General features: G+C 61.9%; 10 protein-coding genes. 3 read left to right on the top strand and 7 right to left on the bottom strand.

The annotated features are described in order from the left end of the window. Positions 1-20: 20 nt before the first annotated feature. The 5 genes from QQL76_RS16985 to QQL76_RS16965 all read right to left on the bottom strand — a co-directional run bounded on the left by QQL76_RS16985 (position 21) and on the right by QQL76_RS16965 (position 3555). Positions 21-203, bottom strand: coding sequence for a hypothetical protein (locus tag QQL76_RS16985; protein ID WP_499208653.1), 183 nt, complete (start codon positions 201-203; stop codon positions 21-23). 155 nt (positions 204-358) lie between these two features. Beyond that, positions 359-541 carry a helix-turn-helix transcriptional regulator gene (locus QQL76_RS16980; protein WP_499208652.1) on the bottom strand — a complete coding sequence of 61 codons (183 nt, stop codon included), beginning with the start codon at positions 539-541 and terminating at the stop codon, positions 359-361. A 49-nt stretch (positions 542-590) separates the two neighbouring features. Further along, positions 591-1250, bottom strand: coding sequence for a hypothetical protein (locus tag QQL76_RS16975; protein WP_499208651.1), 660 nt, complete (start codon positions 1248-1250; stop codon positions 591-593). A 99-nt stretch (positions 1251-1349) separates the two neighbouring features. Continuing rightward, a complete protein-coding gene (locus QQL76_RS16970; protein ID WP_499208650.1) occupies positions 1350-2510 on the bottom strand; it encodes a tyrosine-type recombinase/integrase in 1161 nt (386 codons plus the stop codon). 247 nt (positions 2511-2757) lie between these two features. Further along, positions 2758-3555, bottom strand: coding sequence for a phytanoyl-CoA dioxygenase family protein (locus QQL76_RS16965; protein WP_499208649.1), 798 nt, complete (start codon positions 3553-3555; stop codon positions 2758-2760). Between the two features lie 346 nt (positions 3556-3901). Between QQL76_RS16965 and QQL76_RS16960 the strand changes: the two genes are divergently transcribed. Then, a complete protein-coding gene (locus tag QQL76_RS16960) occupies positions 3902-5689 on the top strand; it encodes a gamma-glutamyltransferase family protein (RefSeq protein WP_499208648.1) in 1788 nt (595 codons plus the stop codon). Between the two features lie 33 nt (positions 5690-5722). Here the strand turns inward: QQL76_RS16960 and QQL76_RS16955 are convergent, their stop codons facing one another. Beyond that, complete coding sequence (locus QQL76_RS16955) at positions 5723-7291, bottom strand: phytoene desaturase family protein (RefSeq protein ID WP_499208647.1); 1569 nt, start codon at positions 7289-7291, stop codon at positions 5723-5725. Between the two features lie 7 nt (positions 7292-7298). Beyond that, positions 7299-8090: a cyclase family protein gene (locus QQL76_RS16950; RefSeq protein ID WP_499208646.1), complete on the bottom strand. Its 792-nt coding sequence runs from the start codon at positions 8088-8090 to the stop codon at positions 7299-7301. Between the two features lie 142 nt (positions 8091-8232). Between QQL76_RS16950 and QQL76_RS16945 the strand changes: the two genes are divergently transcribed. Both QQL76_RS16945 and QQL76_RS16940 read left to right on the top strand, forming a co-directional pair. Further along, a complete protein-coding gene (locus QQL76_RS16945) occupies positions 8233-9801 on the top strand; it encodes a phytoene desaturase family protein (RefSeq protein ID WP_499208645.1) in 1569 nt (522 codons plus the stop codon). Positions 9802-9853: 52 nt separating this feature from the next. After that, positions 9854-11389 (top strand): periplasmic substrate-binding domain-containing protein, encoded by a 1536-nt coding sequence (locus QQL76_RS16940; protein WP_499208644.1) that lies wholly within the window; start codon positions 9854-9856, stop codon positions 11387-11389. Positions 11390-11408 lie beyond the last annotated feature (19 nt).

The raw sequence follows: 11408 nt of genomic DNA, 5'->3' as shown, positions 1-11408 counted from the left end.
GCTGAAACGCTCTACGAAGATCACGTTGCCGCCGTCTGTGCTGCATATGAGCCACGCTCAAACATGCGCATGAACCGGCCCCAAAGCTTTCCGGCGATGATGCCGTCTTCGATGTTCCGAGTGCGCTGGGCATGATCCTTGGCTTCGAGATAATCGTCCCAGGCGCTCTGCAATTCGTCGTCGGTCGGGAAGCGCTCGCTCATGCCTTTGCGTCCTCTTCTTCGATCCCACATTGTTGCGGATGCGCTTTTGAAAGCACAACAAAACGCGCGCCCATTGCGCGACGTCAGGATCAGCTTGCTTGTGGAGAGATACGAATTCCCCCGAGCGGTAAGGCCAGCTCGGGGACTGATCGAACCTAACGTGCGGGCAGATTTTTCAAGAATGCTTCCGCATCTGCGAGCAAGACCACGGTCTTGCGACCCAGCTTGCGCGCGACGAGGCGATGTTCCGCGACATGCTTGTAAAAAGTGCTGCGGCCAATGCCCGCCCAGCGGCAGAACTCTTTGACGGTCAAGGCGCCACGCTGAATTTCCGACATAGCTGTCTCCATCGGTTGTTGACGAACTGCAGCAAACCGCACGGCTATTTCAGCGTACATCCCCACGAACTATTTTCGATTTAACTAATTTACGCGGCGGCGTAGCTGGGATGCCCGCCGCGGTGCGCTGAGCGGAGACTTTGTCGCGAAACTTTTTCACTTCGTTGCCAAACCGATAGGGATCAGTCTCATGCAACCTTCTTTTGGAGCTTTCTTCCAGCTTGGTCAGCATCAGCTCAATGGCCGCGGCATCGCTCAGCGCATAACCCTCTGACTTTTCAAAGAAGCGTTTGAAATCCAACAGCAGGCGAAGCTCATCCCGCCGATGCAAATTATTTTGCGATGTGAAGCGAGGATTATCTGCATCTCGCCTGCTAGGGCGATGTGCTGGCCGAGAGTACGAGTGAAGGAGCAGGCCGCTCTCATCAGCGATCAATCGGGTCTTATCTCTCCACGCCACATCGGTGAAAGATATCCGTTGGTCCATAGCATAACGGATAGTGTTCAGCTCGATCCGCTCGAACATGATCCAATGTTCGCTGCCAGGACGATGCTGCGGATACTGGTTCTCAAGAAAATCTGGAATTTTTGCACTCAGCAAAGTAGCGAGTTCGTTTTCAACCTGCCACGTCCAATCGTGATAGTCGTCATTGGATGAATAGCCGAATCTGGAAAGAACGGCCAGTAGCTCAGATTCGCATATGTGCATAGCAATGCTCCCAATTAGGTTCTCATTGCTACCTCCGTTATGGAGCCTCAGGCTGCGTTTGGCCGGCCAGACGAACGTCGATGGTATGCAGCTGGCCGCTTATGAACAGCAGTAGACGGACCATGCTTCCATCAAAGCACGTCTTTTTTCAAGAGCGTCCGCTCGGCGATAGGCGCGTTCTGTTGCGTCACCCACACTATGTGCCAGTGCAGCTTCGGCCACCTCGCGCGAGAAGCTCGTTTGATCGCCAGCCCAGTCACGGAAGCAAGAGCGAAAGCCATGGACGGTATAGTCCGCCACTTTCATCCGCTTCATCAGGTTTGGCATTGCTGTCTCAGAAAGGGGCCGACCTGCTTTTTGCCCCGGGAACACATAATCGGACAGCCGGACCGATGACATTTCGATGAGGAGCGAGTGCGCGCGATGTACTAGAGGCACACGATGTATCCTCCCAGCCTTCATGCGTTGCGCCGGTATGGTCCAGATGCCTTTTTCAAGATCTATTTCATCCCACTTGGCACCAAGCACTTCGCCAGATCGCGCGGCTGTAAGGATGAGAAACTCCAGTGCTCTTGCGCTGATAGCGGCTTGAGATGGAAGCCGGCGAATGAATGCAGGCAGATGCTCGTAAGGCATGGCCGCGTGATGACCACGAGTGAGGCGCTGCCGCGGCGGAAGGGCGTTTTTCAGATGTCCGCGCCAAAGCGCAGGGTTTTCTCCCGTTCTCCAACCTTTGACTTTTGCAAAATCGAGTATCCGCTCGATGCGGCCGCGAACTCTGGACGCTGTTTCGGCCCTTGTGCTCCAAATCGGTTGAAGCACATCTAGTACGGCCGCCGTATCGATATCGGAAATCTTCAAGCCTCGAATTGACGCACAATAGACGCTGAGGGTCATCCGCCATTGCGCGCGATGCTTTTCGTTTCGCCAAGCGTTTTCCATTGAAGCTAAATAAAGGTCGGCGCACTCGCCGAATGTGGGCTCACGTTCCTGAGCTCGTGTCGCCAGTGGATCGCGCCCCTCGGCAACCTCTAACCTCAGGTCAGCCGCCTTTTTCCGCGCTGCAGCGAGCGAGACGGTCGGATAGGAGCCAAGCCCCATCTCTCTACGTCTCCGCTCACGCGTCCACATGAATACCCACGATTTGCTGCCAGTCGCAGAGACGGACAAGTAGAGGCCACCACCGTCGGACAATCGGCCGGCTTTCAAGCTGACCGCTCGCAGCTGCGTATCTTTCAGTATGTGAATTGCTCCCGCCATGCGCCTTCCCCACTTTCTTCCCCACTCTTGAGTGGGGATAATGGCGGAAGTGCGCGAACAAGGGAAGACCCGTTCGGACTACAAGCTATTGAGTATAAGAGCGTTTATGGATCACGGCGACTGAACCTGAGCATTAGTTTGGCGGACTCTCTCTCCGCCATATCCTCCCCCTCTCTCCACCACCGCGATCTTTCCGTTCAGCGAACACGCCCAAGGCTCTCGGGCTGAGCTGTCACCCCAATTGCCTTTACGCCTGATGTTCCATTTCTATCGCCCTGCGGATGGCTATCTGCACCGCAGACGGTGGCTGCGACGGGTCGAACTCGGCCCTGGGCAGGAGCGGAGGCTGGGCCATGAAGCGGGGCTTGGACCCTCGATGCGGCTGGGCAGAGTGGACGAGGAATGGGTGGCAGAGATAGACCGTTCCGGCCTCGCCGGTCGCCAGCACTTCTTCGCAGTCGGACGTCGACGCAAAGCCATCGGCGGCAAGTTCGCCAAGGGTGAGACCACCGGCTCCGGCCGGGAGCAACTGCCTGGCGATCGCGCGGTGCGAGCCTTTCCTGATCTTGGTGGGCGCATCCAGTTCTCCGACATCGGAGAAGAGGAACAGCATGAGCAGGGCGCGACCACTGCTTTTCACATTGACCCGCCACTGCATGAAATCCGGGTTGTCGGTGCCGAAACTGGCATCGACATGCCAACCCGCGTCTCCCGGATCGTTCGGCGACGGGAAGCGCACGGGGAAAGTGCCAAGACCTTCGGGTTTCAGCCAGCGGCCCTCGCCCACGAGCGCATCGTAGGCGCCATGCAGGAGCGGCGTGTTGGCAGCATCGACGAAAGGCGCGCCGGTCATGAAGCCCAAGCGGACGACAGGCTGTGTCCATGCCTCCGGCGCGTCAGGGGAAAGCCCCATCGCGTTCCAGAGCTGGTCTCGCCCCTTCGAGGCAAGGGCGCCATCGAAGGCACCGTCGAGCTTGATGTAACCGTCTTCGATGAATTGCGCGATCTGAGCCGGGCTCAGACCGGAATGAGACGCTTGCGACATTCGATCCTTTTTCGAACAGCCTCCACGCGGGACAGGCCGGACGCGACTTTGAGAGGCATCTGGATGCTCGACGGCTGGGTGCCGTCCGTTCGGCGGTAAGAATGTGGATTGAAACATCATCATGGCGCGTGTTTGGCAGCCATACCGTTTCCGGGCAAGAGATCGGCAAACAAGGCCTGAGGCGCTTCTCATGCGGGGAACATCGCCAACGCACTTCAAGCCGCTGGGACACATGTCCCAGCCGTCCGGCAGCAGGGCTGGCGGTCCGAAATCGACGCCCGGCCATGGACAGGGGCTGGTTCACGTCCCAAAAGGCGGGTTTACGAGGAGCGGAGGCGCCATTTCGATGTCCATGTTCACCACTCGTCCGGAAATCCTGGGCACGTTCGGCGTCGTTGCCTCGACGCACTGGATCGCGTCGGCGGTCGGCATGCGCATGCTGGAAATCGGGGGCAATGCCTTCGACGCGGCCGTTGCCACGGGCATGGCGCTGCAAGTGCTCGAGCCGCATTTGAACGGACCGGGTGGCGACCTGCCGGCGGTGATCTATTCGGCGCGGAAGGACAAGGTCGAAGTCATCTGTGCGCAGGGTCCGGCACCGGCCGGGGCGACGATCGAACACTATTCGCGCGAGGGAATGGATATCATTCCGGGCGACGGGTTGCTCGCAACCGTCATCCCCGGCGCCTTCGATGGCTGGATGACGATGCTGCGCGACTATGGTCGGCTCAGCCTACGCGAGGTGATGGAACCGGCAATCCATTACGCCGAGCATGGCCATCCCGTTCTGCCGCGCGTGGCCGCGACGATCGCGGGGCTGACGGATTTTTTCCGTGAGGAATGGCCGACCTCGTTCGAGACCTGGCTGCCCGGCGGACACGCCCCTGGCGCAAACGACACCCTGCGCAATCCCGTGCTTGCCGAGACATGGAAGAAGATCGTCGCGGAGGGCGAGGCGAGATCCGGCCGCGAAGAGCAGATCGAAGCCGCGCGTGACGCTTTCTACAGGGGGTTCGTCGCCGAGCGCATGTCCGATTGGCTCAAGACCGCCGAAGTGAAGGACGCGAGCGGTCGCCGCCACAGGGGCGTGCTGACGGCGGACGATCTTGCCAATTATCGTGCAACGATCGAGGCGCCCGTTACCTACGACTATCATGGCTGGACCATTGCCAAGACGGGACCCTGGGGCCAGGGGCCGGTGCTCCTTCAGTCGCTGGCGATCCTCAAGGACATCGAACTTGCGGGAATGGCCACGGGCGGCGCGGATTTCGTGCATTATGTGGTCGAGGCGATGAAGCTCGCCTATGCGGACCGAGAGATCTATTACGGCGACCCGGACTTTGCGCCCGTGCCACTCGATCACCTGTTGTCCGAGGCCTACAACGCAGAGCGCCGGAAGCTGATCGGCGCGACAGCCAGCCGCGAGCTGCGCCCCGGTCGTGTTCCCGGTTTCGATGCGCAGCACGATGCGACCATGGCTCTTCTTGAAGCGATGAGCCCGACGGGACAGGGCGTCTACGAGCCGACCATGGCGCATCTCTCCGAGAAGCGTGGCGATACGGTGCATATCGATGTCATCGACCGGGAAGGCAACATGGTGTCGGTCACACCATCGGGTGGCTGGCTGCAATCCTCGCCGACCATTCCCGGCCTCGGGTTTTGCCTGAATTCGCGGGCGCAGATGTTCTGGCTGAAGGATGGTCTGCCGACCTCGCTTGCGCCTGGCAAACGGCCGCGCACGACGCTGACGCCATCGCTTGCACTGCATGAGGGCCGGCCCGCCATGGCCTTCGGGACGCCCGGAGGCGACCAACAGGACCAGTGGCAGCTCGCCTTCTTCCTGCGCCACGTGCATCACAGGCTCGATCTGCAGGAGGCGATCGACCTGCCGCTCTTTCACACCACGCATTTCCCGAGCTCGTTCTATCCACGCTCGCGCCAGCCGGGGCACATCATGGTGGAGGAGACGATCGGCGCAGCAACGCTGAACGAGCTGAAAGCGCGTGGACACGAGATCACGGTCGCAGAACCTTGGACCGTCGGGCGCCTGACCGCCACGAAACGCGACGCGAACGGGCTGTTGCGCGCGGCGGCAACGCCGCGGCTGATGCAGGCCTACGCGATCGGGCGATAGACGCTCGGTCGCCCCGCGGCTACGCGTTGGCAGCTACTTCGCGATGCGGTTGGCGACGAGAAAGCCCGACCCGCCCGACAGGCCAGGCCCCGGGTGCGTGGACGCGCCGATGTGGTGCAGATCCTTGATGCCGGTTGCGTGGTTGACGGACCCGGGTAGCGGACGCCAGACGAAGAACTGATCGATCGTCGCAGCGCCGCCATAGGGATCGCCGCCGACGAGGTTGACGTTGATCGCTTCCAAATCGGCCGGCGAATAGGCGCGGCGCTTCAGCACGATCTCGTCGAAATTCGATATGTGACGCTTGAGGATCGCTTCGATACGGTCGGCGAAGGCCTCTCTCGTTGCCTCGTTCCAGGTGCCGTCGGTCGCGATTTCACCGGCTGCGTCGCCTTTGATTTCGCGTGGCGCATCGGGGATCTGGATCCAGAGGATCGCCTTGCCTACCGGAGCGCGGGATGGATCGAGCGCTGCGGGCTGACCGACGCAGATCGTCGGCGTTTCCGGCAGCATGCCGCGTAGCGCTTCGTTGTGCGACTTGGAAACGGCATCGATGCCGTCGGTCAAATGGATGAGTGCTACCTTCTCGAAGCCCTCGGTGGTCCAGCGCGGTGCGGCGTCCAGGGCATAGTGAAGCTGAAAGTTGCCGCGCCCATAGGTAAAGGTCTTTACCGCCTCACGGGCGGGCGGTGGCGCATCATTGCCGAGCAGCGGACCATAAAGTCTGCCCGGCGCGACGGAGGCGATGACCGAGCGCGAGGCGCGCAGTTCTTCACCGCCTGCCAGACGTATGCCGACCGCTCGCCCGTTTTCGACGAGGATGCGGGTCACGTCGGCGCCGGTACGCACCGTGCCGCCACGTTCCTCGATCAGGCTGCGGAAGGCTTGAGCCGCCTTGCCAGCTCCGCCCTTGACGATCGGCGCGCCGGCCGCCTCGAGCGCGAAGGCGACGATCTTGCCCATCTGGCCGGAATAGGCGTCGTCGGGGGAAAGCCCGCAATGGAGCGTCCAGGGCGCAAACAGCGCCTGAAGTTCGGGCGCCTGGTAGGTGGAGCCGAGCCAGCGGCGCGCCGGCATCAGCGCTTCGCCGAGATAGGCGAGAAGGGCACGCGGACCGCGCTTCCACGCTTCGCGCGCAATCAGTGTCGCGGTCTGCCGGCTCCACAGTTCGCCGCCGAGCAGGCCGAAGAGCAAGGGGGCGTTGGCTTCGATGCCGGTAACATCGGCCTTGTAGGCAGCGCCGTCGCCGGGAGACAAGCGGTCGAAGGCGGCGATATTGCCCGCGCGGTCTGTCGTGAGAACAACGCTCGATCCATCCGGACGGATGACGCCAGTCGGGTGCGGCGTGTGGCAGAATTCGAGCCCGTGGCGGGCGAGATCCTGACCGAGCGCGGCATGAGCCGGACCGGTCAGGAAGAGGACGAAGGTGGCCGCCATCACATCATGGGTAAAGCCCGGCAGCGTGGCTTCGGTTGACAGCATGCAGCCGCCGACATGGTCCGCCCGCTCCAGCACGAGGACCTTGTGGCCCTTACCCGAGAGCATGGCGGCGGCCGTAAGCGCATTGATGCCGCTGCCGATGATGATGTGGTCGGCCACCATCGTCGTTCTAGTGCTTCGCGACGAGCGCGAGCGCGCGGATCGGGCTCCCCGTGCCTTCCGCAATCTTCAGCGGCGCGGCGATCAGGACGGCGCCCTTCGGCGGAAGCTTGTCGAGATTGCAGAGGCTGGCGAGACCATATTTGTTGGCCTTGTGCAGGAAGTTGTGGGCCGGGAATGGTGGCTCCATGCCGCCGGCACCGCCCGCATCGGTGCCGATGCACTGGGTGCCCCAGCCGATTGCGCCCTTCTCAAGGATATAGGCGATGCAATCGGGTGTCGGTCCGGGAGAGTGTGGGCCGTTCTCGTCCATGTTCAGGAAGGTATCTTCCGAGCCGTTGCGCTTGTCCCAGTCGGTGCGCATGACAACCCATTCGCCGGGCTTGATCTCGCCGTGCTTGGCTTCCCAGGCCTTCACGCCTTCGGCGGTGAGCAGGAAGTCCGGGTCGGCTTCGGTCTCGGCCGAGCAGTCGATGACGTTGACCGGGGCCACGAAATTCTGCGGCTTGATCGTGTCGGTATAGCCGTCGGCAAAATTCTTGCCGGTGATCCAATGGTGCGGCGCATCGAAATGGGTGCCGGAATGCTCGCCGATCTTCAGCCAGTTCCACGCCCAGAAAGGACCGTTCTGGTCGTATTCGGAGATCTTGTGGATCTCAATCTTCGGCGTGTCTTTCGCCAGTTCCGGCGGCAGCTTCAAGAGCGGGGTATCGGGTCCGAGCGGTGCGGAGAGGTCGACCACCTCCACCTTGCCACTCAGGAGAAGCCCGGCCAGTTCGCCCAATGTATCGGCAGCAGACATCTTCACTGTTCTCCTCTTTGTCAGCGACGGCCGCAACCTTCGCCTCTTTTCCATACGCGCGAAACAAATTTCGCAGGCGCTTCGGCGAGACTAGACGGAAGTAAATGCATCTGCAAATATCTTGATCGGGGATGGTGCCGACATGACTGATGCTGATGCCCTTATCATAGGGGCTGGACACAACGGACTGGCCTGTGCGGCGCACCTCGCCGCAAAGGGTTGGAAGGTCGCCGTTTGCGAAACGGCAGATCGGCCGGGCGGAGCTGTCAAAACGCAAGAGCTGACCGCACCCGGCTTCAAGCACGATATCGCGGCGATGAATCTCAGCCTGTTTGCGGGTTCAGCCTTCCACAGGGCCTATGGCAGCGAGCTTGCCGGGCACGGACTGGCGTTCGCCCCGGTGTCGCGGCCTTTCGCATCCATCTTCCGTGATGGCAGCTGGCTCGGCGTTTCGACCGACATGGGCGAGACGCTCGGCTGGATCCAGGCACGATCTCTGAAAGATGCGGAGACATGGAAGTCCCTCGTCGCGGGCTTTCCCAAGCGCGCCGACAGTCTGTTCTCGCTGCTTGGCAGCCCGATGAAGAAACGTGCAATTGCACGTAATTTTCTTAGCGCCTTTCGCCGCGAAGGTGTCGGCGGTGGTCGCGAGCTGCTTCGGTTTCTTCTGATGTCGCCCCGCGCCTGGCTCGACGAGACGTTCGAGAGCGCGGAGATGCGCACCATGCTCGCCGCGTGGGGCATGCATCTCGACTTCGCGCCTGATGTCGCGGGCGGCGCGCTCTTTCCCTATCTGGAAGGCATGGCCAACCAAAGCTTCGGCATGGTGATCGGCAAGGGCGGCGCCGAAACCATGATCACGGCGCTCACCGGGATGATCGAGAAGCGGGGCGGCCAGGTGCACTGCAATGCGCGCGTGGAGCGCGTCGAGACGAGTGGTGGCAAAGCCACCGGCGTAGTGCTGGCGGACGGTCGGCGGTTTGCCGCCAGACGCGCGGTAATCGGGTCGGTGGCGCCCAAGGCGCTCGCACATCTGCTGCCGGAAGGCAGTGGCGACAGGAGCTTCGACGCGAAGATGGCGGCGTTTCGCCATGCGCCCGGTACGATGATGCTGCATCTGGCACTCGACGGGCTGCCGGACTGGCCGGACGCCGAACTCCAGCGCTTTGCCTATGTGCATGTGGCGCCAGATATGGACATGATGGCGCGCACCTATTCGGATGCGACCGCCGGGCTTCTGCCGCGCGAGCCGGTGCTCGTCGTCGGCCAACCGACGACGGTCGACCCCTCCCGCGCACCCGATGGCAAGCATGTGCTCTGGGTGCAGGTGCGCATGGTGCCCGCCATCATCGAGGGCGATGCGGCCGGCGAGATCGAAGCGCGCGACTGGGACAGCGTGCGCGAGATCTATGCCGAACGCGTGCTCGACATTCTCGAACGCTATGCGCCGGGCCTGCGCGGCAAGATCATCGGCAAAACAGCCGTGTCGCCGCTCGATCTCGAACGCGGCAACGCCAATCTCGTCGGCGGCGACCAGATTTGCGGCAGCCACCATCTTGCGCAGAATTTCCTGTTCCGCCCGGCCCCGGGCTTTGCCGACTGGCACACGCCCGTCGGCAATCTGCATCTCGTCGGCGCGGCCACCTGGCCGGGTGCGGGCGTCGGTGCCGGGTCGGGCTACATGCTCGCCTGCCAGTTGGCAGGCCAATGAGTGCCAAACAATGCCGCGCAAACAAGCGGCCGAACACAGGGGAACTGAACCGATGATCACGCATCCCAACAGACGCACTTTGCTGAAGCTTGCCGGCGCAAGTGCTGCGCTTGCGGGCTTCAACCTGCCGCTCTCGGCCTTCGCGCAGGAAGCCAACGAGCTTGTCATCGCCTATAACGTCAACCTGCCCTCCTGGGACCCGACGGTCGGCCCCTCGGCGGTCAACCCGACGATCCAGGGTTTCTACCAGTCCGTATTCGACATGTTCATCCATCAGGATCCGGACCTGAGCTTCAAGCCCGGACTGATCACGGAGTGGGGCTGGAACGACGACAACTCCAAGATCTTCATGGTCGTGCGAGACGGCGTGAAGTGGCACGACGGCAGTGACTTCAGCGCGGAGGACGTCGTCTGGTCGCTGGAGCGCGCCGGCAAGGCCGAAACGGGCAACCCGATCCAGTTCACCTGGTCCAAGATCGGCAATTTCACCATCGACGGAAACCGCATCGAAGCCGACGTGCTGGAGTTCGACCCGACCATCTTCAAGTGGATGTCGTTCCTCACGGGCTATGTTCTGCCCAAGGCCTATTACGAAGAAGTCGGCGCGGATGGCTTCGAGGCAAAGCCGATCGGCACCGGCCCCTATATGGTCGAGAGCTATGAGCGGAACGCCTTCGTGCGCCTCAAGGCCAACCCGGATTACTGGAACGGCGCGCCCGCTTTTGAGGCGGTAACGATCAAGTTCGTGACCGATGCGGCGAGCCGCGTGGCGGAAATCGAATCCGGCAATTCCGACGTGACGCTTGAAATTCCCTATGAGGAATATGACCGCCTGACCGGCGGCGAGTTCGAAGGCGTGGCCGAGCCGATCTCCGACATCGCCATGATCTTCCTGAACGACGTCGAGCCGATGCTCGACAAGAATGTGCGGCTTGCCGCGCACATGGCTATCGACAAGCAGCTTCTCATCGACCGGTTGCTCAGCGGCTACGGCGTGCCGATCAGCACGCTGCAGACGCCGGAATACATCGCCTACGATTCCTCCATCGAAGTGGCCTATGACGAGGAAGGTGCCAAGGCGCTGCTCGCGGAATCCGGCTTCTCGCCCGAGAACCCCGTGCGCTTCAAGATCCAGACGACGCGCGGCTTCAAGCCGAAGGACTACGAGATGATCCAGGCGATCGTCGGCATGTGGCGCCGCGTCGGGATCGAGGCGGAGATCGAGGTGTATGAGATCGCGCAGCATTTCGAACTGCGCGCCGCCGATCAGCTTGCACCGGCAGCCTTCTACAACTGGGGCAATGCGGTGGGCGACCCGACGACGTCGACCGGCTTTGCCATGTTCGGCCCGAGCCCGCATTCGGTCTGGGATGGCCAGGACCTCATGGACCGCATCATCCCGCTTTGGGGCGAGGCGGACGAAGAGGCCCGCATTCAGGGCTGGAAGGATGTCGATCGTTTCATCGCCGAGGAAGGCCTCGTCATCCCGCTCATCCAGTATGTCCAGCCGATCGTCTACCGTCCCGGCCTGACGGTGACGGCGCATGCCTCCGGTGCGCTGCTGCCGCAGCTGATCGGGCAGGCGTGAGCGGACTTTTCCTGATGAT

It is taken from the genome of Rhizobium albus (genome assembly GCA_030160035.1).
Taxonomy (GTDB): Bacteria; Pseudomonadota; Alphaproteobacteria; order Rhizobiales; family Rhizobiaceae; genus Georhizobium; species Georhizobium albus.
This window is presented reverse-complemented; position numbering and strand designations above follow the sequence as displayed.

What these genes read in the sequence shown, in the direction of transcription:
- QQL76_RS16985 (WP_499208653.1), bottom strand. Translation starts at nt 203, where the DNA reads ATGAGCGAGCGCTTCCCGACCGACGACGAATTGCAGAGCGCCTGGGAC.
- QQL76_RS16980 (WP_499208652.1), bottom strand. Translation starts at nt 541, where the DNA reads ATGTCGGAAATTCAGCGTGGCGCCTTGACCGTCAAAGAGTTCTGCCGC.
- QQL76_RS16975 (WP_499208651.1), bottom strand. Translation starts at nt 1,250, where the DNA reads ATGCACATATGCGAATCTGAGCTACTGGCCGTTCTTTCCAGATTCGGC.
- QQL76_RS16970 (WP_499208650.1), bottom strand. Translation starts at nt 2,510, where the DNA reads ATGGCGGGAGCAATTCACATACTGAAAGATACGCAGCTGCGAGCGGTC.
- QQL76_RS16965 (WP_499208649.1), bottom strand. Translation starts at nt 3,555, where the DNA reads ATGTCGCAAGCGTCTCATTCCGGTCTGAGCCCGGCTCAGATCGCGCAA.
- QQL76_RS16960 (WP_499208648.1), top strand. Translation starts at nt 3,902, where the DNA reads ATGTCCATGTTCACCACTCGTCCGGAAATCCTGGGCACGTTCGGCGTC.
- QQL76_RS16955 (WP_499208647.1), bottom strand. Translation starts at nt 7,291, where the DNA reads ATGGTGGCCGACCACATCATCATCGGCAGCGGCATCAATGCGCTTACG.
- QQL76_RS16950 (WP_499208646.1), bottom strand. Translation starts at nt 8,090, where the DNA reads ATGTCTGCTGCCGATACATTGGGCGAACTGGCCGGGCTTCTCCTGAGT.
- QQL76_RS16945 (WP_499208645.1), top strand. Translation starts at nt 8,233, where the DNA reads ATGACTGATGCTGATGCCCTTATCATAGGGGCTGGACACAACGGACTG.
- QQL76_RS16940 (WP_499208644.1), top strand. Translation starts at nt 9,854, where the DNA reads ATGATCACGCATCCCAACAGACGCACTTTGCTGAAGCTTGCCGGCGCA.